The following is a 24627-nucleotide window of genomic DNA, read 5'->3' as shown; positions in this document are numbered from 1 at the left end:
TTTCTGACAGCCTCCGACAGCACCGCGCTGCAGGCGGATCAGATCACCGATTTCACCTCGGGCAGCGACCACATCGATCTGGCGGCGATCGATGCCGACACGACGCTTGCCGGGGATCAGGGCTTCGTCTTCATCGACGCCGCCGCGTTCACCGGACAGGCGGGGGAGCTGCGTCTGGAGCTGGCGGCGGATGGCTCGGCCGTGCTGTCGGGCGATGTCGACGGCGATGGGGTCGCGGACCTCGTCCTTCACTTTGCCACCGGCTCGGGGGCGCCCGTGCTGGCCGATCTGATGCTGTAAAGCCATCGCGGCGGGCATTCGCGCCGAAATGGCGTTGAACCCGCCCCAAGGGCGCCCTCCGCGCGTCGCGGGGGGCGTGATGTGCCACCGGGCTGCAGCATCTGTGACGCAAGACTGCGCCGTTTCAGACGAATCTGCTCCGAAAGCGCTGCGTTGCAGCTTTCACGCCTCGTGCTGTTCCTGCGCTGCAGCGGCGGGGCGATGCCTGCTTGGGCGCAGTGTTTGCCGGAATTTCGAGCCTGATCCCGACGTTTTCCTCCGAGTAGCTGCAATGGCGCAGCGAAAAATGCGCAATAACGCAGCGTAATTTCGAAAACCTGGGGATGTCGCGGAATTTCGATTGCCGGTGCGGCGGGACGCCGCATCCTCAGGGTAAATAAACCCTGACCGACGGTGCCATGACCCAGTTTCCTTCCGCCTTTGCCGATCTGCCGATGCCGGTGCTGGAACTTTCCGCACCCGGCACCGCGCTGGCGGCCAATCGGCCGGCCGCGGCATGGCTGGCCGAGCGGGGCATGGCGGCAGAGGCCCGGATTGCCGATCTGTTCACCGAGGTCAGCGCCGACCGGCTCGACGCGCTGCTTGCGGGGGCCGATTGGGAGCCGCGGGCCTTTCCGGTCTGGGTGCTGGGCAGCAAGGAGGGCGAGGAGCTTCCCGCCGTCCTGCACTGCGCGCGCCGGGCCGAGGGCGGGCTGTGGCTGTTCGTGATGCAGCTGGCCGAGGCGGTGCCCACGGTCTCGGCCGATCAGCTCGACCGCCTCGAGATCCTGGCGCAGATGATCGATGCGGCCCGCGACGCCTGCTGGTGCATCGATTTTCTCGACCCGGTCGATCTGCGCTGCTCCGAGGACGAGATCGTCGATCAGGTGTTTCGCAACCGCTCGCGCTGGCGGGCCTGCAACGATGCGATGGCGGCGCTTTATGCCGTGCCCGCGGATCAGGATTTCAACACCCAGCCGGTCAGCCGCTATTTCCCCGAAACCCCGGTCAACCGCGCGATGATCCGCGATCTGGTGCGCACGGGCTATCGGCTGGATGGCGCGCAGGCGATCGACCAGCGTCACGACGGCACGCCGATGCTGGTGGAAAACGATTTCCGCGCCCTGATCCGCGACGATCAGCTGATCCGGCTCTGGGGCACGACGCGCGACATCGGGCCGAGCCGCGAGCGCGAGCGCGCGATCAGTGCCGAGGCCGAGGTGATGCGCGACATTCTGGGCGCCGTGCCGGATCCGATTTTTGTTCTGTCCGAAACCGGGACGATTCTGGCGACGAATGCCGCCGCCGACCGCGCACTGGGTGGTCTGGTGCTGCTGGGCGAGCCCTTCGACAGCCTTGCCGCGACGCGTCACGCTTTTGAACGGCTGAGCAGTGCGGCGCTCGAGGACAGCGAAGAGGAAACCGAACTGGCGCTGCGCGAGCCCGATCAGCCGCGGGCGGCCTGGCTTTTCCGTGTCACGCTGATGCCGGAGGGGCCGCCGCGCTACGTGCTGCGCGGCCGTCGCAAGACCGCGCGTCGGCGCCTGTCCGGGGGGGATCTGGCATGAGGTTCTATCGCAGCGAGCCGCAGGCGGGTCTGGGGCGGCGTCGTCCGGGCTTCATGGATGATCCGGGGTTTCCGAGCTTTCTCAACGGCTTGACCGATGCTGCGGCGCTGGTCGAACTCGACGGCCGGATCCGGCTGGTGAATGCGCCGATGGAGCGGCTTTTGCGCGCCACTCGGGCCGATCTTCTGGGCGCCGATCTGGCGCGGCATCTGCGTGGCACCGGGCGGCTGGCGGCCGATCTGTCCGAGGGGCTGATCCGGCTGCGGCGGACCGAAGTCACGGGCACGCTGCCCTCGGGCCGGGCGGTCAGCGCGCAACTCTCGATCCTGCGGCAGGACGACGACCCCTATGCCGCGCTTCTGACGCTGCGCGAGCTTGGCGCGCATCCGGTGGCGAGCCCCGCGCGCGGGCAGTTCCGACTTGCGCGCGATCTGACCCCGCAGGCGCCCTTTGTCACCAGCCCGGCGCGCCACGCGCTGGCGCAGCAGCTGGAGGGCGCGCTGGCGCAGGGGCTGGCGGTGCATCTGCTGGGCGCAAGCGGCACCGGCAAGACCACGCTCTTGACCCGGCTTTTGGCCGGGCAGGGGGCGCCGGTGGTGACGATCGCCTGTGCCGCGCTCGATGCCGCGACCTTCGAGGCCGAGCTTTTCGGCACGGGCGTCGGCACGGGCACTGCCGATCCCGGCCGCATCGGCCGGATCGAGGCCGCGGCGGGCGGCACGCTCGTTCTCGAGGCGGTCGATCTGCTCAATCCCGCGCTCGCCGGGCGGCTGCTTGCGGCGCTGGATGCGGTGCTTGAGAGCGGTGGTACCCGGATCGTCTCGACCGCAACCCGCCCGCTCTGGCCGCTTTGCACCGCGGGCACGCTGCCCGAGGCGCTTTATTTCCGGCTGTGCGGCATGACTCTGACCCTGCCCCCCCTGCGCGATGAGCCCGCGTTTCTGGTGCCGTTGCTCGACGCCTGGCTCGCCGAGATCAACCGCGCCCGGCCGCGGCCACTTTCCCTTTCGGCGCGGTTCGTCAAGGCGCTGGCGGCCCGGGCACTGCCCGGCAACATCCGCGAAGTGATCGCGCTGTTGCGCCGCGCAGCACTTCTGGCCGAGACCACGGCCGAACCCGCGCATTTGCCCCCGGCGCAGGAGATGGCCGCCGCGGCGGCGGCACTGGCGCCCGAGCTGGCGGGGCTGCCGCTCAAGGATCTGGTCCGGGACTATGAAATCCGGACCATCGAAAATTCCGTGGCCGACCACGGAAGCAAGCGAAGCGCCGCAAAGGCGCTCGGCATCGATGTCGCGACCCTGATCCGCAAGATGAACAGGTCACGCGACACGCAACCAACAAGGAGTGAAACCCCATGACTCGGAGACGGACTGCGCGGGCCCTGACCGCGTTCGCGCTTGCCACCCTGCCGCTTGCGGCGACGGCGGGCGAGCTGAACATCCTCACCTGGGAAGGCTATGCCGACCCGTCCTTCATCAAACCCTTCGAGGAGGCCTCGGGCTGCACCGTCAGCGCCACCTATGTCGGTTCGAACGACGATTTCGCGGCCAAGCTTGCCGCGGGCGGCGGCGTCTATGACGTCATCACCCCCTCGCTCGACACGGTCGGCATGATGCGCCTCGCGGGCTTCGTCGATCCGATCGACACCGCGGCGGTGACTGGCAGCGACGGCGTCTATCCCGAATTCTCGAAACATCCCGAGATCGTGGTCGATGGCGAAACCTGGGCCGTGCCGCTGATCTGGGGCTCGGTCTCGGTGATCTATCGCCCCGACAAGGTCACCGGCACGCCGGATTCGATCGGCGTGCTGTTCGACCCGGCCTACAAGGGCAAGATCTCGCTCTGGGACGACAAATCGGCGATCTACTGGACGGCGCGCTATCTCGGCTTCCCGAACATCTTCGATCTGAACGACGAGCAGCTGGAGGCGGTCAAGGCCAAGCTGATCGAGCAAAAACCGCTGATCCGCAAATATTGGTCGAGCGCGGGCGAGTTGACGGATCTGATGGCGAACAACGAGGTCTGGGTCTCGAACGCCTGGACCGGGCTCACCAGCAAGGATGTGAACGCGCTCGGCAAGGGCTTCACCGTGGCCGAGTTCTCGCCGAAGGAAAAGGCCGAGGGCTGGATGGATTCGATGATGCTCGTCAAAGGCACGCCGAACCAGGAATGCGCGGTGAAGTTCATGTCCTACATGCAATCGCCGGAAGGCCAGTGCGGCATCGCCAAATCGACCGGCTATTTCCCGGTGAACCCGGGCGCCGTGTCGAGCTGCATGGACGCGGCGATGAAGGAAGAGCGCAAGGTCGACAACATCGACTTCGTCAAAAGCCTCGTGATGTGGCAGCAGCCGGTGCGGCTCGACAAATATCTCGAGGTCTGGAACGCGGTGAAGGCGGCGCCCTGAGCCGCACCCCCGCAGCGTCCTGAACGCCTGATCTGCGGCCCCGGCCAAGTCCCGGGGTCGCCCCCTTCCGCATCGCACAGGATTGGCCCATGTCCTCACGCCCGATCGTGACGCTCGACGGCGTCACCAAATCCTTCGGCAGTTTCAAGGCACTGCACGAAACCAGTTTTTCCATTGGCGAAGGTGAATTCGTCACGCTGCTCGGCCCCTCGGGCTGCGGCAAGACGACGACGCTGCGCCTGATCGGCGGGTTTGAATTGCCCACCACCGGCAAGATCGGCATTGCCGGGCAGGATGTGACGCACAATCCGCCCTATCGCCGCCCGGTGAACACGGTGTTTCAGGATTACGCGCTGTTTCCGCATATGACGGTGGCGGAGAACGTCGCCTATGGCCTCACCGTGCGCGGTTCGACCGTGGCGCGCTCCGACATCCCCCGGCAGGTGGGCGAGGTGCTCGAAATGGTCGGGCTGAGCCATATGGGCGGCAAGCGTCCCGGCGCGCTCTCGGGCGGGCAGAAACAGCGCGTGGCGATGGCGCGCGCGCTCATTCGCAAGCCGCGGGTGCTGCTGCTCGATGAACCGCTCTCGGCGCTCGATGTGAAACTGCGCGAGGTGATGCAGGTGGAGCTGAAACGGCTGCACCGCGAACTGGGCATCACTTTCCTCATGGTCACGCATGATCAGACCGAGGCTCTGGCGCTGTCGAACCGGATCGTGGTGATGGAGGCCGGGCGCATTCGCCAGATCGGCACGCCGAACGATCTTTATGACCGCCCGGCAACGCCCTATGTCGCCGATTTCATCGGCGCGACGAACCTGATCGAGGCGCGGTACGAAGGCCGCGAGGCCGGGTTCGAGGTGATCACCCTGCCGGGCGGTGCGAAGCTGCGCCGCAAGGCCTCGGGGAATGGTTTTCACCCGGGCAGCGAGGTTCTGATCGGCATCCGCCCCGAACATCTGAGCCCGGCGGTGGGCGACAATCTGGTGCAGGGCAGGGTGGTCGACACGCTCTTCCACGGCGACAGCATAAGGCTCGAATTCCTGCCCGATGGCGCGACGCAACCGGCCTTTGCGCAACTTGCCCGCGGCTCGTCGCTGTCGGCCGATGCGCTGATGCCGGGCCAGCCGATCCGCTTTGCCGTCGCGCCCGAGGATGTGATGCTGTTTCCCAAGGTGGCCGCATGAGACGCCCGTCCTCCTCGATGCTGATGACGGCGGGGCTCTTTTCGCTGCCGCTTGGCTGGGCGCTGTTGCTTCTGATCGTGCCCTATATCCTGATGATCGCCGTGGGCTTCTGGACCCGGCAATTCCCGCTTTTCGTGCCCGATTTTCAGTTCGGCAACTACCTGCAGCTGTTTTCGGACCCGCAATATACGACGGTGATCCTGCGCACGCTGAAGATCGCCGCGATGGTCACCGGCTGCGCGCTGATCCTGGGCTATCCGCTCGCCTATTTCCTCGTCTTCACCATCCGCTCCGACAAGCTGCGCAATCTGGTCTACATGGCGGTGATCGTGCCGCTTTGGGTCAGCTACCTGCTGCGCGCCTATACGTGGAAGATCATTCTGGGCACCGATGGGGCGCTCAATTCCGCGCTGATGTCGCTTGGGCTGATCGACGCGCCGCTTGATGCGTTCCTTTATAACCAGACGGCGATGGTGATCACGCTCACCTATATCTTCGTGCCCTTCATGGTGATGCCGATCTATGCGGTGCTGGAAAACATCCCCAAGGGGCTGATCGAGGCGTCGGAAGACCTTGGCATCGGGCCTTTGGGCACGTTCCGCCATGTGATCGCGCCCTTGTCGCTGGGCGGCGTGGTGGCCGGGGCGATGATGACCTTCTGCCTGAGCTTTGGCGATTTCGTCGCCCCGGTGCTGGTCGGCGGGCCGGACGGGACGATGGTGGCGAACCTGCTGCAAACGCAATTTGGCGCGGCGCTGAACTGGCCGCTCGGCTCGGCCCTCGCCACGCTCGTGCTGATCATGGTGCTGGCGATCCTTGCGGTCACCGGCTGGGCCGAACGCGCCTCGGCGCGCAATCTGCGATAGGGGGCGGCGATGAAACAACTTTTGTGGTGGCAAAAGGGGATGGTCGGTTTCGTTTTCGGGGTGCTGGCCTTCCTTTACCTGCCGATCGTCGTGCTGATCGTGTTTTCCTTCAACGACAGCAAGGTGACCTCCTTCCCGCTCGCGGGCTTCACCTGGCACTGGTATCAGGCGGTCTTCGCCAATGCGCAGATGCTGACGGCGCTGAAAAACAGCCTGATCGTGGCCGTCTGCGCCACCGGCCTGACGCTCACCATCGGCACGCTGGCGGCGCTGGTGCTCGACCGGCACGACTTCCCGGGCAAGGGGCTTTTCCGCAACGCAATCTTGCTGCCGCTCAGTCTGCCGGGCCTTGTGACCGGGATCGCGATGCTCAACTTCTACAAGCAGATCGGCATTCCCCAAAGCCTGACCGCCGTGGTGATCGGCCACGCGACAGCCCTTCTGGGAGTGGTGGTGAGCCAAGTGATGGCGCGGCTCGCGAAGACCGATCACCGGCTTCTGGAAGCCTCGGCCGATCTCGGCGCCGGGCCGGTCGAGACCTTCTTTCGCGTCACGCTGCCCTCGATCCGGCCGGCGATCCTTGGCGCGGGGCTGCTGAGCTTCACCCTCAGCTTCGACGAGATCCCGGTGACCTATTTCCTCACCGGGCGCGACATCACCCTGCCCATCTACATCTATTCCACGCTGCGCCGTGGCATCACCCCCGAGATCAACGCCATCGGCTCGATGATCGTTCTGGTCTCGCTTCTGCTCATCGTCCTCTCGGTCGGCCTGCTGCGCGACCGCAAATAACCACAGGGAGAGAAAAATGACCGATTATACCTTGGCCTATTGGCAGGACCTTGCCGAAAAGGTGAACCTGCGCACCCGCCACTTCATCGGCGGCGACCATGTGCCCTCGGCCGATGGCCGCACCTTCCAGACGATCAACCCGGCCAATGGCGCCGTGCTGGCCGAGGTCGCCCGCGGCGGTCAAACTGAGATCGACAAGGCCGTGTCCGTCGGCCGCAAGGTCTTCCGCTCGGGTGTCTGGTCGAAGATGGAGCCGCGCGCCCGCATGGCGGTGATGGAGAAATTCGCCGCGCTGATCGAGGCGCATGGCGAGGAATTCGCCGTGCTCGACAGCCTCGACATGGGCAAGCCGGTGATGGACATGATGAACATCGACGTGCCCTTCTCGGCCACGACGATCAAGTTCTTCGGGGAATCGATCGACAAGTTCCACGGACAGGTGACGGCCACGGCCACGAGCGCGCTGCATTACATCCTCAATCAGCCCTTGGGCGTCGTCGGCATCATCACGCCCTGGAACTATCCGCTGATGATGGCGGCGTGGAAGATCGGCCCCGCGCTCGCCACCGGCAACTCGGTGGTGCTGAAACCGGCCGAGCAATCGCCGCTCTCGGCCTGCCTTCTGGCCGAGTTGTTCATCGAGGCGGGTGGCCCGCCCGGCGTGCTGAACGTCGTGCAGGGTCTGGGCGAGGAAGTGGGCAAGGCGCTCGCGCTGCATATGGATGTCGACAAGATCGCCTTCACCGGCTCGACCGAGGTCGGCAAGCTTCTGATGATCTACGCCGGTCAGTCGAACATGAAGCGCGTCAGCACCGAATGCGGCGGCAAGACCCCGCAGATCATTCTGGGCGACTGGGACGATCTCGACACCGTCGCCACCTATGCGGTGAACGGCATCTACGGCAACCAGGGCGAGGTCTGCAACGCGGGCTCGCGCATCCTTGTGGCCAAGGAACTGCACGACGCCTTTGTCGAAAAGTTCATCGCCACCGCGAAACAGAACTTCGTCGTCGGCAACCCGCTCGATCCGTCGACGACGATGGGGCCGCTCGTCACCACCGAACAGCAGGCCCGCGTGCTGGGCTACATCCGCACCGGTTGCGCCGAGGGGGCGACGCTGGCGCTGGGCGGCAGCACGCCCGCGGCGCTCTCGAACGGCGCCTATGTCGAACCCACGCTCTTCACCGGGGTCAACAATTCGATGACCATCGCGCGCGAGGAAATCTTTGGCCCGGTCGGCACCATCATCCCGATCGACGGGCTCGAAGACGGGCTCGAGATCGCCAATGACTCGCCCTATGGGCTCGCCGCCTCGATCTGGACCCGCGACATCACCAAGGCGCATACCTTCGGGCGCGACATGGAAGCGGGCGTGTGCTGGGTGAACTGCTTCGATCATGGCGACATGACCTCGCTCTGGGGCGGCTTCAAGCAGACCGGCAACGGCCGCGACAAGTGCTTCGAGGCGCTGTCGCAATACACCCAGACGAAATCGGTCTGGGTGAACCTCGGCTGAGGCCATGCAACGCTGCTCGTCCCGCGCTGGCGGGGCGGGCGGCTTCCGGCCGGACGCCTCGATGGTTGCACCTTCAGGGTCTGGCCCCTACAACTCCCTCAAAGGGAGACGCCCATGAAGATCGCCACGTTCAACATCAACGGCATCAAGGCCCGGGCCGAGGCTTTGCCCGCGTGGCTCAAGACGGCCGAGCCCGACGTCGTCCTGCTGCAGGAAATCAAGTCGACCGACGAGGCCTTTCCGCATGAGGTGCTCGACGGCACCGGCTACAGCGTCCACACCCACGGGCAGAAGGGCTTCAACGGCGTCGCGATCCTCAGCCGCCTGCCGATCGAGGATATCATCCGCGGTCTGCCCGGCGACGACAGTGACGAGCAGGCCCGCTGGATCGAGGCGACGGTGATCGGCACCCGCGCGGTGCGGGTCTGCGGGCTTTACCTGCCGAACGGCAACCCGGCGCCCGGGCCGAAATACGACTACAAGCTGGCCTGGATGGCGCGGATGCAAGCCCGCGTCGAAACCCTGCTGAAGACCGAGGAACCTCTGGTTTTTGCGGGCGATTACAACGTGATCCCGAGCGATCTTGATGCGGCGAAACCCGAGATCTGGCGCGAGGATGCGCTGGCCCTGCCCGAAACCCGCGCGGCCTTCCGGCGGATCGTGAACCTTGGCCTCACCGATGCCTTCCGCGCCCGCGTCGCCGCGCCGGGGCAATATTCGTTCTGGGATTATCAGGCCGGGGCCTGGCAAAAGAACAACGGCATCCGCATCGACCACCTGCTGCTGTCGCCACAGGCGGCCGATCTGCTGCGCGACACCGGCATCGACAAGGACGTGCGCGCGGGCGAGAAGCCCTCGGATCACGTCCCGGTCTGGATCGATCTGGACGCCTGAGCCTCAGGGGCGGGGCGCGGTCACGTCGTGGCCATAGACCCAATCGAAGCGACCAAGGATCTTGCCGGGGGCAATCGCCGAGGCGGTGCGCAAGGCCAGATGCCCGATCACCCGCGCCGGACCGGACAGGTGATAGTTGCGGGCGTTTTCATTCGCCGCCTCGACGATCGCCTCGCAGCGCGCGCGGCGCGCGGATTGATAGGCGGCAAGCCCGGCGGCCTCATTCTCGGCCTCGGCAAGACAGGCCGCCAGCACCCAGGCATCTTCAAGCGCCATCACCGCACCCTGCGCCATGAAGGGCAGCGTCGGATGGGCGGCATCGCCAAGGATCGCCGCGCCGCGGCCTTGCCAGACCCGGGCCACGCGGTGGCGGAAAAGGCCCCAGAGCCAGGGCTCCTTCACCGCTTCCAGCCACTCCTGCACCTGCGGGCAGAACTCCTCGAAGGCGGCCAGAAGGCTCATCGGATCGTCGCGGTGGAACCAGCCCTCGGCGGTCCAGCGCTGGCGTTCTTCGACCGCCACGATGTTGCGCAAGCCCCGCCCGATCGGATAGCTGACCAGATGGCGCCCGTTGCCCATGAAGACCTGCGCCACCTTCGGCTCGGCGTCGTCGCAGGGGATCAGCGTGCGCCAGGCAACCTGATGGGTGAAGAAGGGCCGCCCCTCGCCGTTCAGCGCGCGCCGTACCCGCGATTGCAGGCCATCGGCGCCGATCAGCAGGCCGGTCTCGATTTCCTCGCCCTTCATCATCTTCAGCCGCGGCGGATGCATCCCGAGCGTGACCTCGGTCACGCGTTGCTGCAGCTTGATCTCGACCCCCGCCGCGCGCGCGCCCTCGGCCAGAAGCTCGATCAGCCGGGCGCGGTGCACCAGCCGGTATTCCTCGCCCGGACGCAGCTTCGCCAGATCGAGCCGGGTGACCCGCTTGCCGGTCTCGCCCTCGCGCAGCTCGATCGCCTCGGCCTTCGGCCCGGCCGCGGCGAGCGCATCGCCGAGACCCAGCGCATGCAGCACCCGCGCGCCATTGGGCGAGATCTGCAACCCGGCGCCCACTTCGCGGATCGCATCGGATTGCTCGAGCACCGTCACCTGCGCGCCCCGAAGCGCCAGCGCCCGGGCCACAGCCAGCCCGGCAACCCCCGCACCGAGCACCGTCACCTTCCGACCGATCAACACGACCAGACCCTTTCCGACCATTGGCCCCGTCCGACCCGGAGACCTCTTCCCAAATAAAAGCACCGGCCCCTATTGGTGCCGGTGTCCCATGTCCTTGCGCGAAATCAAACCCCTTGAGGTGGGGCGTCGCGTCGCACCCCCCTTGCGCTTGCGGCGCCGCAGAGGTCAGTCGTCGCGGTGCACGCGCTCGCGGCGCTCGTGTTTTTCCTGCGCTTCCAGCGTCATCGTCGCGATCGGGCGGGCGTCAAGCCGCTTGAGCGAGATCGGCTCGCCGGTCATCTCGCAATAGCCATATTCGCCATTCTCGATCCGCCGCAGCGCGGCATCGATCTTCGAAACCAGCTTGCGCTGCCGGTCGCGGGTGCGCAGCTCGAGCGCGCGGTCGGTTTCCTCGCTGGCGCGGTCTGCCAGATCGGGCACGTTGCGCGCCGATTCGGCGAGGCCTTCGAGCGTTTCGAGCGACTGTTCGAGCAGTTCGTTTTTCCAGGCCGTGAGCTTGCGGCGGAAATATTCGAGCTGCCTTTCGTTCATGAAAGGCTCGTCTTCGGCCGGGCGGTAATCGTCGGGAAGGAAGGTCTCGGCTTTCATCGCTTCACTCACTGTCGGGCCCTCGGTCGTGTCGGGGTAGCCCCCCCGGCACCGCTGCGCGCTCACTTACCCTAACCCGCATGGGTTGTCACGCCCCGCTTTGCGGCTGCGGCATCTTTCGTGCCAGTGGCTTGCACGATGCTTGCGACGATTTCGGGGCGCGGCTAGGGTTTCGACCAAGCCCGCAAGGAGATGCCCGTGCAGTTCACCTCGACCAAGGATTATGTCGCGCCGCCCGATCTGATCGTGGCGGTCAATGCCGCCGTGCGGCTCGAACGGCCGCTTCTGGTGAAGGGCGAGCCGGGCACCGGCAAGACCGAACTTGCGCGGCAGGTCTCGGCGGCGCTCGGGCTGCCGATGCTCGAATGGGCGGTAAAATCGACGACGAAGGCGCAGCAGGGGCTTTACGAATATGACGCGGTGAGCCGCTTGCGCGACAGCCAGCTGGGCGATGTGCGGGTGAACGAGGTCAGGAATTACATCCGCAAGGGCAAGCTCTGGCAGGCCTTCGAGGCGCCGGGCAAGGTGGTTCTGCTGATCGACGAGATCGACAAGGCCGATATCGAATTTCCGAACGACCTGCTGCAGGAACTCGACCGGATGGAGTTCCACGTCTACGAGACCGGCGAAATGATCCGCGCGAGCCATCGGCCGATCGTGATCATCACCTCGAACAACGAAAAGGAACTGCCCGACGCCTTCTTGCGCCGCTGCTTCTTCCATTACATCCGCTTCCCCGATGCCGAGACGCTGAAGGCGATCGTGCAGGTGCATTTTCCGGGCATCAAGGAGGCGCTGCTGGCCGCCGCCCTGACCCGGTTTTACGAGATTCGCGAGACGCCGGGTCTGAAGAAGAAGCCCTCGACCTCGGAAGTGCTCGACTGGCTGAAGCTGCTTCTGGCCGAGGATCTTTCGCCCGAGGATCTGAAGGCCGATCCCGCGAACCTGCTGCCGAAGCTTCACGGCGCGCTTCTGAAGAACGAGCAGGATGTGCATCTTTTCGAGCGGCTCGCCTTCATGGCCCGGCGGCAGACGCGCTGAGGCGCGTTTCGCCCGCTGTCGCGGGCGACCCGAAGGGGGCGCTGCCCCCTGTTCGGCCGGTTCCGGTCTTCCGATGCCGCAAAGCTGCGACCTGCCGTCGCAGCCGGGCTTTGCCTTCCGTCGTGGCTGCCCTAGAACAGGGTGCGGACAAGGGAGAGCGCGATGAGTGACGATGCACTGGTGATTTTCACGCCCTCGGGCAAACGCGGTCGGGTGGCGAAGGGCACGCCGGTTCTGGCGGCAGCCCGCGCCTTGGGCGTCGATCTCGATTCCGTCTGCGGCGGGCGCGGGATCTGCTCGAAATGCCAGATCGCGCCCGGCTATGGCGAGTTTCCCAAGCACGGCGTCACCGTCGGGGCCGATGCGCTGAGCCCGATCAACGCGGTCGAGGAGCGCTACGACCGCATCCGCGGCCTGAAGGAGGGCCGGCGTCTGGGCTGTCAGGCCTGTGTCATGGGCGATGTGGTGATCGACGTGCCCGCGGAAAGCCAGGTGCACAAGCAGGTGATCCGGAAATCCGCGACGGAGCGGGTGATGGAGATGGACCCCGCCACCCGCCCGCTTTACGTCGAAGTGGCCGAGCCCTCGATGCACGAGCCTTCGGGCGATCTGGAGCGGCTCGCGGCGGCCTTGGAAAGCCAGTGGCAGATCAAGGGCCTGCAGGCCGATCTTGCGGTGATGGCGCGCCTTCAGCCGGTGCTGCGCAAGGGCAATTGGCAGGTCACTGCCGCGGTGCAGGAAGCGGGCGACGGCACCGCCCCGCGGCTCGTTGCGCTTTTCCCCGGCTACCGCGAGGCGCCGCTTTACGGCCTTGCGATCGACCTTGGCTCGACCACGATCGCCGGGCATCTGGTGGCACTGGACGATGGTCGGGTGCTCGCCTCCTCGGGGCTGATGAACCCGCAGATCCGCTTTGGCGAAGATCTGATGAGCCGCGTCAGCTACGCGATGATGAACCCGGGCGGCGCGGCCGAGATGACCACCGCCGTGCGCGGCGCCCTTGCGACGCTGGCCGAGGCGCTGGCGACCGAGGCCGGGATCGACGCCGCCGCGGTGGTCGAGGCGGTGATCGTCTGCAACCCGGTGATGCACCATCTGCTGCTGGGCCTCGATCCGGTCGAACTGGGGCAGGCGCCCTTTGCGCTCGCCACCGGTCATGCGCTGAACCTCGCGGCCGCCGAGATCGGCCTGACGCCCATTGCGGCCGGCGCGCGCGCCTATCTCCTGCCGCTGATCGCGGGCCATGTCGGCGCCGATTGCGCCGCCGTCGCGCTGTCGGAAGCGCCCGAAACGCGCGAGGATCTGTCGCTCATCGTCGATGTCGGCACCAATGCCGAGATCCTTCTGGGCAACAGCACCCGGGTTCTCGCCTGTTCTTCGCCCACCGGCCCAGCCTTCGAGGGGGCGCAGATCTCTTCGGGCCAACGGGCCGCGCCGGGCGCGATCGAACGCATCGAGATCGACCCGGTGACCAAGGAGCCGCGCTTCCGCATCATCGGCAACGCGCATTGGTCGGACGATCCGGACTTCGGCACGCCGACGATCACCGGCATCTGCGGCTCGGGCATCATCGAGGCGGTGGCCGAGATGCGCCTTGCCGGGATCGTCGATCCCTCGGGGCTGATCGGTTCGGCCGAGCAGGTGGGCACCGCGCGCTGTGTGCCGATGGGGCGGACGCATGAATATGTGATCCATGACGCCAGCGCCGAGGGCGGGCCGCGCATCACCGTGACCCAGGGCGATATCCGGGCGATTCAGCTTGCGAAATCCGCGCTTTATGCGGGGGCGCGACTGCTGATGGACGAGATGGGGGTGGACAAGGTCGACCGCGTCGTGCTGGCCGGGGCCTTTGGCGCCCATATCAGCCCGAAACATGCGATGGTTCTGGGGATGATCCCGGATGTGCCGCTTGCGGCCGTCACCTCGGCCGGGAACGCGGCCGGGACCGGGGCGCGGATGGCGCTTTGCTCGGTCGCGGCGCGGCGGGGGATCGAGGCGCAGGTGCGGCGGATCATCAAGATCGAGACCGCGATCGAGCCGCGCTTCCAGGAGCATTTCGTCGCCGCCAATGCGATTCCGCATGCGACCGACCCGTTCCCGGAACTGACCGCGGTGGTCACGCTGCCCGAGGTCAACTTCAACGCGGGCGGCTCGGGCGATGGCGGCGGGCGTCGACGTCGGCGCGGCTAGATCGGCGCTTGACGACGGGGGTGGCATCGCTTATTTCACCCCCAACGCGGGTGTAGCTCAATGGTAGAGCCGCAGCTTCCCAAGCTGATGACGAGGGTTCGATTCCCTTCACCCGCTCCATCTGACCCTTGGGTCAAGTTTCTCCCGGTATCCTAGTGCGCAGCCCTTCAGGGCGACTGCCCCGACGTGTCTCGGGGCACACCAAGCCACGCCGCCGTCAGATCAGCGGCAGTGGCCGGACAGCCGCCTTACATCGAGAAGGAAATGCCGCAGCCGCAGCTTGCCGTCGCGTTCGGGTTTTGCACCACGAAGCGCGCGCCGATCAGTTCCTGTGTGTAGTCGATCACCGCATCTTGCAGGAACGGCAGCGAGACCGGGTCGATCAGCACCCGCTGACCCTCGCCCTCGATCACCAGATCGTCGGGGGCGGCTTCGGCCTCCAGCTTCAGATCATATTGAAAACCCGAGCAACCGCCGCCCTCGACCGCGACGCGCAGCGCCTTGGGGGTGGCTTCCTTCGCATTCAGTTTCGCCAGACGCTCGAACGCGCGGGGGGTGACTTTCGGCGGCAAAAGCATCGGGTTGGACCTGTTCTGTTGTTCCCTTTAGAGTATAGGTGGGGCCATGCCCTGCGACAAGGTGAGGTTCAAGATGCTGCAACCCTATGCCTGCAATCCCGATGCCAGCCGCGGGCGGCTGCATGCTGAAAGCTATTCCACCTTCCGCACGCCGTTTCAGCGCGACCGCGACCGGATCATCCATTCCTCGGCCTTCCGGCGGCTCAAGCACAAGACCCAGGTCTTTGTCGAACACGAGGGCGATTATTACCGCACCCGGCTGACGCATACGATCGAGGTGGCGCAGGTGGCGCGCACGATTGCGGGCGCGCTCGGTCTGAACACCGATCTGGCCGAGGCGGTGGCGCTGGCGCATGATCTGGGTCATCCGCCCTTTGGCCACACCGGCGAGGATGCGCTGGCGCTGTTGATGGAGCCTTACGGCGGCTTTGACCACAATGCGCAGGCGCTGCGGATCGTGACCCGGCTCGAACGCCATTACGCCGATTTCGACGGGCTCAACCTGACCTGGGAGACGCTCGAAGGCATCGCCAAGCACAACGGCCCGGTAGAGCAGCCCTGGTCCTATGCGCTGGCCGAGGTGAATGCGGCGTGGAACCTCGAACTGACGACGAATGCGAGCGCCGAGGCGCAGGTCGCGGCCGTGGCCGATGATTGCGCCTACAACCACCACGACCTGCACGACGGCCTGCGCGCCGGGCTGTTCACCGAGGCCGACCTTTGCGAATTGCCGGTGCTGGACGAGTGTTTCGCGACGGTGGACAAGCTTTACCCGGGGCTCGACCCGATGCGGCGGCGGCACGAGGCGCTGCGGCGGGTCTTTGGTGTCATGGTCGAAGACGTGATCGCGGTGGCGAAGAACCGGCTCGAAAGCCTGCGGCCGCGCCATGTCGACGAGATCCGTGCGATGCAGGGGCCGATCATCCGGTTCTCGAAGCCGCTTTATCAGAACATCAAGGCGATCAAGGGCTTTCTGTTCACCCGCATGTATCGCGCGCCGACCGTGGTGGTGGAACGCAAGCGGGTCACCGCAATGGTGAATGCGCTGTTTCCGCTCTTCCTTGAACGCCCCGAGCTTCTGCCCGAGGATTGGCAGGCCGATGTGGCGCGCGCGCGGGGCAAGGACAATTCGGAACTGGCGCGCACGGTGCTGGATTATGTGGCGGGCATGACCGACCGCTTTGCGATTCAGGAATACCACCGGCTGTTCGGCGAGGATTGAGCCGCCGATCCGGGCGATCTTTTCCCCGCCCTGATTCCGGCTTGCATCTTGCGGCTGCCCGTAATTGTATCCCATATGAATGCAGTCGCGCGGCTGCAGGTTTGATCGAAGCACTGAAATCAGGGATTAGTTTCTATGAACAGACTTTCGTTGGCCGAAGTCAACGCGCTGCGTCGGATCAATAAGAGCCTGTCCAGATATCCGAGCGACGATGACGAAAGATTTGTCGATGGTCTGATCTATCCGACCATCCGGCCCAATTTCCACATCACGCCGGGCGAAAAGGTCTTCACCGTCGGCTCCTGCTTCGCGCGCAACATGGAGAAGCAACTGGGGGAATACGACGTTCCAACCCTGCGCTATGTGCCGCCCGAGGGGGACAGTCTCAGCCAACGCGGCAGCACGGTCTTCAACGAATACAACCCCGGCACCATCGCCCGGCGGCTTTTGTCCGCGATCCATCACGATGCCGAATACGAGAAGGGCATCATAAAGGAAGGCACCGGATATTCCGATCTTTACATTACCGGTTCGCAGCCCTGCGCGCTGGAGGTCGTGCAGAAGCGCCGGGCGCTGATGGGGGACATCTACAAGGAATTGCCGGGCTGCGATCTGCTCATCATCACGCTCGGGTTGATCGAGGCCTGGTATGACCGGGAAACCGGCACTTATCTCAACCGGGCTCCGGCCTCGGGGGCGATGCGCGATCCCGAGGGTGTGGGGCAGCGATTCGAGATGCACGTTCTGAACGTGCAGGACTGCCTTGATCTGCTGGTGCCCGCCTTTGAAAGCGTTTTCGCGGCTGGGTTGAAGCGCATCATGCTGACGGTTTCGCCGGTTCCGCTGCAATTCAGTTTCGGCGGCGGCGATCCGGTCGTGGCCAATTCCTATTCCAAAGCGGTCCTGCGCTGCGTTGCGGAAAAGCTTGTCACCGATTTCGAGCGCGTCGACTATTTTCCGAGCTACGAAATGGTCACGACCTATGCGGGCAACCCGTTCATCACGGACAATGTACATGTGAAACCCGAGGTCGTCGCCCGGGTCACGCGCTACATGCTCGACTGCTACCAGAAGGCCTGAGGATCTGCCGGGCAGTCAGCGCCCGGCAAGACCTTACTGCATCATTTCCTTCGTCGCGCTGAGCTTCACGCCCTCATAATCCCGCACGACGCGGTCGATGTCCCATTGCAGCCGCGTCAGGAAGACGATGTCGCCATCGTGGTCCGTCGCGATGTGCTGCTTGTTCACGTTGACCAGCTTCTCGACCAGATCCTTCGGCCCCTGCACCCAGCGCGCCGAGGTGAATTGCGAGCTCTCAAACCGCACCGGAATGCCGTATTCGACCTCGATCCGGCTCGCCAGCACATCAAATTGCAGCGCGCCGACGACACCGACGATGAAGCCCGAGCCGATCATCGGTTTGAAGACCTTGGCAGCGCCTTCCTCGGCGAATTGCATCAGCGCCTTTTCGAGGTGCTTGCCCTTCATCGGATCGGTCGAGCGCACGGCTTGCAGCAGTTCCGGCGCGAAACTCGGAATGCCGGTGAAGCGCAGCTTTTCGCCCTCGGTCAGCGCATCGCCGATGCGCAATTGCCCGTGGTTCGGAATGCCGATGATGTCGCCCGCCCAGGCCTCCTCGGCCAGTTCGCGGTCGGCGGCAAGGAACAGCACGGGGTTCGTCACCGCCATCGGCTTGCCGGTGCGGACGTGCTGCAGCTTCATGCCCCGTTCGAAATGCCCGGAGGCCAGACGCACGAAAGCCACGCGGTCGCGGTGCTTCGGGTCCATGTTCGCCTGCACCTTGAAGACGAAGCCGGTCACCGGCTTTTCCGCCGAGTCGATCTGCCGTTCGGCCGCCTTTTGCGGCTGCGGCTCGGGGCCGTATTCGCCCATGCCGTCCATCAACTCCTTGACGCCAAACGAGTTGATCGCCGAGCCGAACCAGATCGGCGTCATGTGACCCTCAAGGAAGCTTTGCCGGTCGAAGGCGGGCAAGAGCTCGCGCGCCATCTCGATTTCCTCGCGCAGCTTCGCCAGCAGTTCGGCGGGCACATGGGTTGCCAGCTTCGGGTCGTCGAGCCCGTCGATCTTGATGCTTTCGGCAACGCGGTTGCGGTCGGCGCGGTCCATCAGCTCCAGCCGGTCGTGCAGGATGTCGTAGCAGCCGACGAACTCGCGCCCCATCCCGATCGGCCACGAAGCCGGGGCCACGTCGATCGCCAGGTTTTCCTGAATCTCGTCGATGATCTCGAAGGTGTCGCGGCTTTCGCGGTCCATCTTGTTGCAGAAGGTCAGGATCGGCAGGTCCCGCAACCGGCAGACCTCGAACAGCTTCCGCGTCTGGCTTTCGACGCCCTTCGCCCCGTCGATCACCATGATCGCGGCGTCGACCGCGGTCAGCGTGCGATAGGTGTCCTCGGAAAAGTCCGAGTGGCCGGGCGTGTCGACCAGATTGAAACGGTAATGGCGGAAATCGAAGCTCATCGCCGAGGCGGAGACCGAAATCCCGCGCTCCTGCTCCAGTTTCATGAAGTCCGAGCGCGTGCGCCGCGCTTCGCCCTTGGCCCGCACCTGACCGGCCATCTGGATCGCGCCCCCGAACAGCAGGAATTTTTCGGTGAGCGTCGTTTTCCCGGCGTCGGGGTGCGAGATGATCGCAAAGGTCCGGCGGCGGGCGATTTCGGGCGGGAGGGGGGCACGGTTGCTCATGCGCGGCCTTTACCGCAAGGCGGGATTGCGGGCAAGAAGGACAGGATTTTTCGCACCCGGCCTGCGGCAAATTGATCCGGATCATGGCGGCTTGCGTAGAATCGTTCCAATCTTTTGTGAACGTCGGGCGGGCTTCGTGGGGGAGCCTGTCTTCGGCGGACGGGGGTCGTTTACGCGCCCGACCCCGATCGGGACAGGAGGCTGCCATGGCAAGGGTCGATCCCGCTGCCGGGTCTTTGGATGTGCGCGAAACGGTTTTGTGCCCCTATTGCGGGGTGCCGCTTTTCACGGCCAAGGACCGCGCCGAGCATCTGGAACTGAAGCTCTGCCGCCACGAAGGGGAGGCGGCTTGGGATTGTGCCGATTGCACCGATCCGCATGCGCGCCCGCAAGGCCGCTGCGACTGCGGGCGGGCGGCGGAATAGAGGACCTCAGTCCTTTTTGCGAAACAGGGTCCCGCGGCCGACCTGATCGAGCATCTCGCGCCCGGCCTCGGTGCCGAAATGCGGCGTGTGGTGCAAATCGGGCAGCCGCGCCTTGATTTCGGTGCTCAACTCTTCGGGCATCAGGTTCAGCGTCGCGTCGCTCACCTGCAGGCTTTCGACCGGCACGCCCTCGGCATAGACGATCTCGTGGCGGTCGAAGACCAGCGCGAAATAGTCGACATAGCCGCCCTCGCGCCGCCAGACATGTTCGCCATCGACCAGATGCTTGGCCTGCACGAGGATTTCGGCCGTGTCGCCGAGCCGCTTTTCGCCGCGCCGATACAGGAACACACGGTGATGCGGCGCGACGACCAGATCGCTTTCGTTGCCCAAGGTGCCCGCCGAAATCACCACCGGGGCAAAGGACCCCAAGGCCCGCAGCGTCGCCCGCGCGACCAGCCGGACCGGTTGGGGGCCGCTGTCGCGCGTCAGCACGCGGTCGCCCGGCGCCAGCGTCTCGATCGGGCGCTGTGCGCCGCCCGCCATGGTGATCAGCGTGCCGGTGGTGAAGGCGATGCAGACAAGGTCCGACAGCCGCACATCGCCCGGGTCGTCGGTGGCTTCGAGCAGCGTGTAATCGACCCGCGGTGCGATCGGCGACAGCGGCAGGGCATAAAGCCCCTGCGTTTCTTCGTGCCGGATCAACAGGATATCGACCGTGTCGCCGTCGGGCGTGATGAAGACATGCCGTGCCATCAGCGCGATCCGGTCGCCCGCCGCGCCCACTTCCGAGCCCGCGCAGATGCTTTGCCCGGTCTCGGGGTCGGACGCGATCAGAAGCCGCAGCGCCCGTGCTTCGCGTTCCAATTGATAGATGTCGCCGGGCTGGCACAGCCCCGCCAGATCGAGACCGTCGCCCTGATTGGCGCCCGAAGTCACCCAGATCAGATCAGCCTCGTAGACGTGGACGACCTGAGGGGGCAGGGAACGCGAGGCAGTCATGGCGGGTCCGGGAAAGAAGGGTTGCGCGACTATCGCAGCATCTGTTGCAAAATCGGTTAATACCCGCGCTGCTGCGCGTCAACCCGCCGAGCAGGGACCGCCGCCGCTTACTCGGCCTGCCGGGCTGCGCGCCCGCCGCGGCGCTGGCTCAGCCGCGGCGCGCGGGCCGGCAATTCGGCCATCACCGCGCGGCGGTCCTCGGGCGTCATTCGCGACCAGCCGCCGATTTCCTCAAGCGTGCGCAGGCAACCGACGCAGATCCGCTCGGTCGGGTGGATCTGGCAGATCTTCACGCAGGGCGTTTCGATTTCCGCCCGTTTCCAGATGCCGTCGGTATTTTTCGGCGTGTTCTCAGCCATTCGCGCGCCCCAGATGCGCAAGGCGGTCCAACGCACCTTGCAGAATGAACCCGGCTGCGACGTGATCGACGAGTTCGGCACGGCGCTTGCGGGACAGATCGGCCTCCAGCATGGCGCGTTCGGCCGCCACCGTCGAGAGCCTCTCGTCCCAGAAGGTTATCGGCAGCGGCGTCAGTTTTTCAAGGTTGCGCGCGAAAGCCCGGGTCGATTGCGCGCGCGGGCCTTCGGAGCCGTCCATGTTGACGGGCAGGCCCAGCACCAGCCCGATGATCTGCCGCTCGGCAACGATCTTCAGCAATTCCGCCGCATCAAGGGTGAATTTCTCGCGCCGGATCGTGCGCAGGGGCGTCGCGATGCTGCGCAACGTGTCCGAGACCGAAACCCCGATCGTCTTCGTGCCGAGATCGAGCCCCGCCAGCGCGCCGACGCGCGGCATCAGAGCGGCAAAGTCGATGATGTCGGGGCAGATCACGGCGCCACCCCGGCGGATTTCGCGGCCGCGTCCAGTGTGGCCAGCCCGGCGGCGTCGCTGGCAAGGGCAGTCTGCCCCTTGGCGAGCATTTCCTTCGCCTGATCGGCCTTGCCGAGCGTGGCCAAAGCGCCCACCGCGCGCGCCCATTCCTCGGCCGAGCCGCCCTGCGTCGTCAGCCGATCGACAAGACGGCCCACCATCCCCTCGATCATCGCCTGACGGTCGCTGTCGGACATCTGCCCCGCGGCCTCGACCTGATCGGAGCTCGGCCCCGGCATCGCAGGAGCAGCCGCTTCGGGCGTACCGAGCGGCGTTGCCGCAGCGGCGTCGATCTTCGCCAGATCCTCGGCGCGGCCGGTGAATTTCGTCCGGGCTTCGGTCGCAATCACCTCGGCGCGGTCCTTTTCGCCCAGCACCCGCAGCGAGGAAATCAGCTTCGCCCAGTCGTCGGACGAGCCGCCCTCGTTCGCCAGCCGCGCGTTCAGGTTCTCGACCATGCCGCGGATCATCGCCATCCGGTCGGCCGGGGCCATGCCTTGCGCCGCCTGCATCTGCTCGGCCGAGGGGCCGTTCGGCACCGGCATCGGCGCGGTGTAATCCTGTTCGCCCGCAAGCCAGGCCAGCGCGTCGATGCCCTGCGCGATCTCGGGCACCCAGGGGTCATCCGGGCTCGACACCCGCAGCGCCGCATCCCAAAGCCGGAAGGCGCGGTCGGGGCGGTCGTTCTGCCCCATCATCATGCCGACATAAAACAGCGCCCGCGCGTCTTTCGGGTTCATCTCCAGCGCCTTGGCAAAGGCGGCCTCGGCCTCGGCGGTCACCAGACCCCCGGCCGCGACGGTCTGAAACTCGCCCAGACGGGTGTAATCCTCGGCCTCGGCTTTGTCGCCCTTGAGCGCGATCAGCCGCTTCTGCGCCTCCCAACCGGCATGGAAATTGCCAAGCGCCATTTCGTTTTGCGCCAGCAGCACAAGGCCTTGCGGATCGTTCGGCCGCTCCGACACCGCCTTGCGCAGCCGCTCCATCAGGGCGACGAATTTCGGATCGGGCTGCGGCACCGGGTTGCCCGCGGCCGCCGCCCTGGCTTCGGCATCCTTGCGGTCGGTCTCGGCCGCCTTTTCGGCGCTCGCCTGATCGGGACGGGCGCGATAAAGCGCATCCGCATCGGCAAGGCGCTTGGCCAGCGGCGCATCGGGCTGACCTGCCGCGCCAAGCTGGTCGTAAAGCACGAAGGCCCCCGCCAGCAGCGCCACCGTCAGCGCCGCCGCGGCCAGCGTTGCCCGCCGCGGTGCATCGCCCCCCGCCACCGCCGCCTGCAACGCCCGGTCCGCCTCGAGCAGCCGACGCGAGATCTCGACCCGGGTGCGCGCGGCCTCGTCGGAGGTCAGTACGCCCCGGGCAAGGTCTTTCTCGATCTCGGCCAGTTGGGCGCGATAGACCTGCAGATCCTGCGCCTCGGCGGGCAGGGCTTGCCCGCGCGGGCGGATCAGCGTCAGGGCAAGGGCGAAGGCGATGGCGGCGACCAGCGTCGCGCAAACGATCCAGAACAGCATGGGGTCTCCTATCCTGCATCCCCCATAAGGCTTTTGGGCGTCTGCAGAAAGAGACAAGAGCGTGAAAAGACGCCTCACGCCTCTGTGTTGGGCATGTCGGTAACGATGTCGCTTTTTGCTGCCGATTGCCGCATGAGGGGGGCTTTCGGCGCGCGTCCCGGTTCATCTAAGGTGAGAAGAGCCAGACTCGGGGACGCTGCCTTTGGCACCCCCAACCCGAAGCGAGAGAGGGCCGATGAGACGCTATTCGATCTTCGCCGTGGCGCGCGAGGCGCTGCGCTACCACAGCGGTTGGGAAAAGGCCTGGGCCTCGCCCGAGCCGAAGAAACGCTACGACGTGATCGTGGTGGGGGCGGGCGGGCACGGCCTCGCCACGGCCTATTATCTGGGCAAGGTCCACGGCATCAAGAACGTGGCGATCATCGAAAAAGGGTGGCTTGGGGGTGGCAACACCGGGCGCAACACCACGATCATCCGCTCGAACTATCTGCAGGACCCCTCGGCCGCGATCTATGAAAAGGCGCGCTCGCTTTATGAGGGGCTGTCGCAGGATCTGAACTACAACGTCATGTTCTCGCCCCGCGGCCTCTTGATGCTGGCGCAGTCCGAGCATGAGATGCGCGGCTACAAGCGCACCGTCTATGCCAACAACCTGCAAAACGTCGAAACCCGCTGGATCGAGCCGAAGGAAGTCAAGAAGCTCGTTCCGATCCTGAACATCGCGGGCCCGCGCTATCCGGTGCTGGGCGCGCTGCTGCAGGAAAAGGGCGGCACCGCGCGGCATGACGCCGTGGCCTGGGGCTATGCGCGGGCCTGTTCCGACATGGGCATGGACCTTTTGCAGAACACCGAGGTCACCGGCGTGCGCACCGCGGGCGGCAAGGTCGTGGGCGTCGACACGACGCGCGGTTCGATCGATTGCGGCAAGCTCGCGATCGTCGTGGCGGGTCATTCCTCGGTTCTGGCGGGCATGGCGGGCTTCCGTCTGCCGATCGAATCGATGGCGCTGCAAGCCTGGGTGTCGGAACCGATCAAGCCGACGATCGACGTCGTCGTGATGGCGAACCTTGTGCACGGCTACATGTCGCAATCCGACAAGGGGGAGCTCGTGATCGGCGGCGGCACCGACGGGTTCAACAACTATTCGCAGCGCGGCTCCTGGCACCATGTCGAGGAAACCACCCGCGCGCTGATCGAGACCTTCCCGGTGATCTCGCGCCTGAAGATGCTGCGGCAATGGGGCGGCATCGTCGACATGACCGGCGACCGCTCGCCGATCCTGTCGAAAACCCCCGTGGACGGCATTTTCGTCAACTGCGGCTGGGGCACCGGCGGCTTCAAGGCGATCCCGGGCTCGGGCTTTGCGATGGCGGAACTGGTGGCCAAGGGCTACTCGCCGCTCGCCGCCGAATTCGGCATGCACCGCTTCAAGGAAGGCCAGTTCATCGACGAATCCGTCGCCGCCGGGGTGGCGCACTGATGACCGCGCCCACCTCTTCCCCGGCGCTGACGCTGGTCTTTCTGGACAAGGCCATGGTGCTGTCCAAACGCCCCTTTGCCGACTGGCGCGCGGTGCAGGACCATTACCCGGATTACAAGACGAACCTGACACCCGACCAACCGGTGCATCTGGCCGAGTATCTCGCCTGCGACTACCCCGACATGCCCGAAGCCACCGGTCGCGCCTGGTCCGAGGTCGTTGCCGCCTTCGTCGCTTCCGACGCCGAGGAAATCGCCCTGTCGCGCAACGGCACCTGGGTCTGCACATGCTGACCGCGCCCCTTTCATCTTGCCCGAAATACC

24 protein-coding genes and 1 tRNA gene are annotated in these 24627 nt (G+C 65.8%); 17 read left to right on the top strand and 8 right to left on the bottom strand.

All coding sequences use genetic code 11. The features are described from left to right. The 9 genes from C8J30_RS10195 to xth form a co-directional block, all read left to right on the top strand. Positions 1–300, top strand: a 300-nt coding sequence (locus C8J30_RS10195) for a M10 family metallopeptidase C-terminal domain-containing protein (RefSeq protein WP_181420843.1), incomplete at its 5' end; no start/stop codon positions are given. Between the two features lie 398 nt (positions 301–698). Then, entirely contained in the window at positions 699–1847 is a 1149-nt protein-coding gene (locus tag C8J30_RS10190) for a PAS domain-containing protein (RefSeq protein WP_110805737.1), read from the top strand. Next, the gene (locus C8J30_RS10185; RefSeq protein ID WP_110805736.1) at positions 1844–3205 is read left to right on the top strand and encodes a sigma 54-interacting transcriptional regulator; all 1362 of its coding nucleotides are present in this window, start codon (positions 1844–1846) and stop codon (positions 3203–3205) included. The genes C8J30_RS10190 and C8J30_RS10185 overlap by 4 nt, the downstream gene beginning before the upstream one ends. Further along, on the top strand, positions 3202–4254 hold the full coding sequence (locus C8J30_RS10180; RefSeq protein WP_110805735.1) for an ABC transporter substrate-binding protein: 1053 nt from the start codon (positions 3202–3204) through the stop codon (positions 4252–4254). Before C8J30_RS10185 ends, C8J30_RS10180 begins: the two co-directional genes overlap by 4 nt. An 89-nt stretch (positions 4255–4343) precedes the next feature. Further along, positions 4344–5441 (top strand): ABC transporter ATP-binding protein, encoded by a 1098-nt coding sequence (locus C8J30_RS10175; protein ID WP_110805734.1) that lies wholly within the window; start codon positions 4344–4346, stop codon positions 5439–5441. After that, on the top strand, positions 5438–6307 hold the full coding sequence (locus C8J30_RS10170) for an ABC transporter permease (protein ID WP_110805733.1): 870 nt from the start codon (positions 5438–5440) through the stop codon (positions 6305–6307). The genes C8J30_RS10175 and C8J30_RS10170 overlap by 4 nt, the downstream gene beginning before the upstream one ends. 9 nt (positions 6308–6316) lie before the next feature. Then, on the top strand, positions 6317–7099 hold the full coding sequence (locus C8J30_RS10165) for an ABC transporter permease (RefSeq protein ID WP_110805732.1): 783 nt from the start codon (positions 6317–6319) through the stop codon (positions 7097–7099). A gap of 16 nt (positions 7100–7115) precedes the next feature. Then, complete coding sequence (locus C8J30_RS10160) at positions 7116–8615, top strand: aldehyde dehydrogenase (protein ID WP_110805731.1); 1500 nt, start codon at positions 7116–7118, stop codon at positions 8613–8615. A gap of 114 nt (positions 8616–8729) precedes the next feature. Then, on the top strand, positions 8730–9509 hold the full coding sequence (gene xth / locus C8J30_RS10155) for an exodeoxyribonuclease III (protein ID WP_110805730.1): 780 nt from the start codon (positions 8730–8732) through the stop codon (positions 9507–9509). Positions 9510–9512: 3 nt separating this feature from the next. Here the strand turns inward: xth and C8J30_RS10150 are convergent, their stop codons facing one another. Together C8J30_RS10150 and dksA are read right to left on the bottom strand one after the other, a co-directional pair. Further along, complete coding sequence (locus C8J30_RS10150; protein WP_181420842.1) at positions 9513–10706, bottom strand: FAD-dependent monooxygenase; 1194 nt, start codon at positions 10704–10706, stop codon at positions 9513–9515. Positions 10707–10850: 144 nt separating this feature from the next. Beyond that, positions 10851–11273: an RNA polymerase-binding protein DksA gene (dksA, locus tag C8J30_RS10145; protein WP_110805729.1), complete on the bottom strand. Its 423-nt coding sequence runs from the start codon at positions 11271–11273 to the stop codon at positions 10851–10853. A gap of 198 nt (positions 11274–11471) precedes the next feature. Between dksA and C8J30_RS10140 the strand changes: the two genes are divergently transcribed. From C8J30_RS10140 to C8J30_RS10130, 3 genes are all read left to right on the top strand, one after another. Further along, on the top strand, positions 11472–12314 hold the full coding sequence (locus C8J30_RS10140; RefSeq protein ID WP_110805751.1) for an AAA family ATPase: 843 nt from the start codon (positions 11472–11474) through the stop codon (positions 12312–12314). 162 nt (positions 12315–12476) lie between these two features. Further along, positions 12477–14504, top strand: coding sequence for an ASKHA domain-containing protein (locus C8J30_RS10135; RefSeq protein WP_110805728.1), 2028 nt, complete (start codon positions 12477–12479; stop codon positions 14502–14504). 46 nt (positions 14505–14550) lie between these two features. After that, positions 14551–14624, top strand: a tRNA-Gly gene (locus C8J30_RS10130). A 128-nt stretch (positions 14625–14752) separates the two neighbouring features. On the opposite strand, the gene C8J30_RS10125 is transcribed toward C8J30_RS10130, so the two are convergent. After that, positions 14753–15082 (bottom strand): HesB/IscA family protein, encoded by a 330-nt coding sequence (locus C8J30_RS10125; RefSeq protein WP_110805727.1) that lies wholly within the window; start codon positions 15080–15082, stop codon positions 14753–14755. Positions 15083–15155: 73 nt separating this feature from the next. On the opposite strand from C8J30_RS10125, the gene C8J30_RS10120 reads away from it, so the two are divergent. Both C8J30_RS10120 and C8J30_RS10115 read left to right on the top strand, forming a co-directional pair. Then, on the top strand, positions 15156–16304 hold the full coding sequence (locus C8J30_RS10120) for a deoxyguanosinetriphosphate triphosphohydrolase (RefSeq protein WP_110805750.1): 1149 nt from the start codon (positions 15156–15158) through the stop codon (positions 16302–16304). 135 nt (positions 16305–16439) lie between these two features. Further along, a complete protein-coding gene (locus C8J30_RS10115) occupies positions 16440–17384 on the top strand; it encodes a GSCFA domain-containing protein (RefSeq protein ID WP_110805726.1) in 945 nt (314 codons plus the stop codon). Positions 17385–17417: 33 nt separating this feature from the next. Here C8J30_RS10115 and C8J30_RS10110 read toward each other — a convergent pair whose 3' ends face one another. Next, positions 17418–19013 (bottom strand): peptide chain release factor 3, encoded by a 1596-nt coding sequence (locus tag C8J30_RS10110; protein WP_110805725.1) that lies wholly within the window; start codon positions 19011–19013, stop codon positions 17418–17420. A gap of 206 nt (positions 19014–19219) precedes the next feature. Between C8J30_RS10110 and C8J30_RS10105 the strand changes: the two genes are divergently transcribed. Then, positions 19220–19438 carry a hypothetical protein gene (locus tag C8J30_RS10105; protein WP_110805724.1) on the top strand — a complete coding sequence of 73 codons (219 nt, stop codon included), beginning with the start codon at positions 19220–19222 and terminating at the stop codon, positions 19436–19438. A 6-nt stretch (positions 19439–19444) separates the two neighbouring features. Here the strand turns inward: C8J30_RS10105 and C8J30_RS10100 are convergent, their stop codons facing one another. The 4 genes from C8J30_RS10100 to ccmI form a co-directional block, all read right to left on the bottom strand. After that, complete coding sequence (locus tag C8J30_RS10100) at positions 19445–20440, bottom strand: Hint domain-containing protein (protein WP_110805723.1); 996 nt, start codon at positions 20438–20440, stop codon at positions 19445–19447. Between the two features lie 107 nt (positions 20441–20547). Continuing rightward, a complete protein-coding gene (locus tag C8J30_RS10095; RefSeq protein WP_110805722.1) occupies positions 20548–20799 on the bottom strand; it encodes a DUF1289 domain-containing protein in 252 nt (83 codons plus the stop codon). Continuing rightward, positions 20792–21235 carry a Holliday junction resolvase RuvX gene (gene ruvX / locus C8J30_RS10090; RefSeq protein WP_394341930.1) on the bottom strand — a complete coding sequence of 148 codons (444 nt, stop codon included), beginning with the start codon at positions 21233–21235 and terminating at the stop codon, positions 20792–20794. The genes C8J30_RS10095 and ruvX overlap by 8 nt, the downstream gene beginning before the upstream one ends. Positions 21236–21267: 32 nt before the next feature. Beyond that, positions 21268–22824, bottom strand: coding sequence for a c-type cytochrome biogenesis protein CcmI (ccmI, locus tag C8J30_RS10085; protein WP_110805720.1), 1557 nt, complete (start codon positions 22822–22824; stop codon positions 21268–21270). A 235-nt stretch (positions 22825–23059) separates the two neighbouring features. Between ccmI and C8J30_RS10080 the strand changes: the two genes are divergently transcribed. Next, a complete protein-coding gene (locus C8J30_RS10080; RefSeq protein ID WP_110805719.1) occupies positions 23060–24304 on the top strand; it encodes a sarcosine oxidase subunit beta family protein in 1245 nt (414 codons plus the stop codon). Next, positions 24304–24597 (top strand): hypothetical protein, encoded by a 294-nt coding sequence (locus tag C8J30_RS10075; protein WP_110805718.1) that lies wholly within the window; start codon positions 24304–24306, stop codon positions 24595–24597. The genes C8J30_RS10080 and C8J30_RS10075 overlap by 1 nt, the downstream gene beginning before the upstream one ends. The last annotated feature ends 30 nt before the right edge of the window (positions 24598–24627 follow it).

The sequence above is a fragment of the Rhodobacter viridis genome (genome assembly GCF_003217355.1).
Taxonomy (GTDB): Bacteria; Pseudomonadota; Alphaproteobacteria; order Rhodobacterales; family Rhodobacteraceae; genus Rhodobacter; species Rhodobacter viridis.
The sequence above is the reverse complement of the archived record's forward strand: the minus strand, read 5'-3'. Positions and strand labels throughout refer to the sequence as shown.

Bases quoted from the DNA above. Each gene is read 5' to 3' on its own strand.
- C8J30_RS10115 (WP_110805726.1), top strand. From the start codon at position 16,440: ATGAACAGACTTTCGTTGGCCGAAGTCAACGCGCTGCGTCGGATCAAT.
- C8J30_RS10170 (WP_110805733.1), top strand. From the start codon at position 5,438: ATGAGACGCCCGTCCTCCTCGATGCTGATGACGGCGGGGCTCTTTTCG.
- C8J30_RS10095 (WP_110805722.1), bottom strand. From the start codon at position 20,799: ATGGCTGAGAACACGCCGAAAAATACCGACGGCATCTGGAAACGGGCG.
- ruvX (WP_394341930.1), bottom strand. From the start codon at position 21,235: ATGCCGCGCGTCGGCGCGCTGGCGGGGCTCGATCTCGGCACGAAGACG.
- C8J30_RS10075 (WP_110805718.1), top strand. From the start codon at position 24,304: ATGACCGCGCCCACCTCTTCCCCGGCGCTGACGCTGGTCTTTCTGGAC.
- C8J30_RS10110 (WP_110805725.1), bottom strand. From the start codon at position 19,013: ATGAGCAACCGTGCCCCCCTCCCGCCCGAAATCGCCCGCCGCCGGACC.
- ccmI (WP_110805720.1), bottom strand. From the start codon at position 22,824: ATGCTGTTCTGGATCGTTTGCGCGACGCTGGTCGCCGCCATCGCCTTC.
- C8J30_RS10135 (WP_110805728.1), top strand. From the start codon at position 12,477: ATGAGTGACGATGCACTGGTGATTTTCACGCCCTCGGGCAAACGCGGT.
- C8J30_RS10190 (WP_110805737.1), top strand. From the start codon at position 699: ATGACCCAGTTTCCTTCCGCCTTTGCCGATCTGCCGATGCCGGTGCTG.
- C8J30_RS10175 (WP_110805734.1), top strand. From the start codon at position 4,344: ATGTCCTCACGCCCGATCGTGACGCTCGACGGCGTCACCAAATCCTTC.
- C8J30_RS10150 (WP_181420842.1), bottom strand. From the start codon at position 10,706: ATGGTCGGAAAGGGTCTGGTCGTGTTGATCGGTCGGAAGGTGACGGTG.
- C8J30_RS10105 (WP_110805724.1), top strand. From the start codon at position 19,220: ATGGCAAGGGTCGATCCCGCTGCCGGGTCTTTGGATGTGCGCGAAACG.
- C8J30_RS10165 (WP_110805732.1), top strand. From the start codon at position 6,317: ATGAAACAACTTTTGTGGTGGCAAAAGGGGATGGTCGGTTTCGTTTTC.
- dksA (WP_110805729.1), bottom strand. From the start codon at position 11,273: ATGAAAGCCGAGACCTTCCTTCCCGACGATTACCGCCCGGCCGAAGAC.
- C8J30_RS10180 (WP_110805735.1), top strand. From the start codon at position 3,202: ATGACTCGGAGACGGACTGCGCGGGCCCTGACCGCGTTCGCGCTTGCC.
- C8J30_RS10185 (WP_110805736.1), top strand. From the start codon at position 1,844: ATGAGGTTCTATCGCAGCGAGCCGCAGGCGGGTCTGGGGCGGCGTCGT.
- C8J30_RS10080 (WP_110805719.1), top strand. From the start codon at position 23,060: ATGAGACGCTATTCGATCTTCGCCGTGGCGCGCGAGGCGCTGCGCTAC.
- C8J30_RS10160 (WP_110805731.1), top strand. From the start codon at position 7,116: ATGACCGATTATACCTTGGCCTATTGGCAGGACCTTGCCGAAAAGGTG.
- C8J30_RS10120 (WP_110805750.1), top strand. From the start codon at position 15,156: ATGCTGCAACCCTATGCCTGCAATCCCGATGCCAGCCGCGGGCGGCTG.
- C8J30_RS10100 (WP_110805723.1), bottom strand. From the start codon at position 20,440: ATGACTGCCTCGCGTTCCCTGCCCCCTCAGGTCGTCCACGTCTACGAG.
- xth (WP_110805730.1), top strand. From the start codon at position 8,730: ATGAAGATCGCCACGTTCAACATCAACGGCATCAAGGCCCGGGCCGAG.
- C8J30_RS10125 (WP_110805727.1), bottom strand. From the start codon at position 15,082: ATGCTTTTGCCGCCGAAAGTCACCCCCCGCGCGTTCGAGCGTCTGGCG.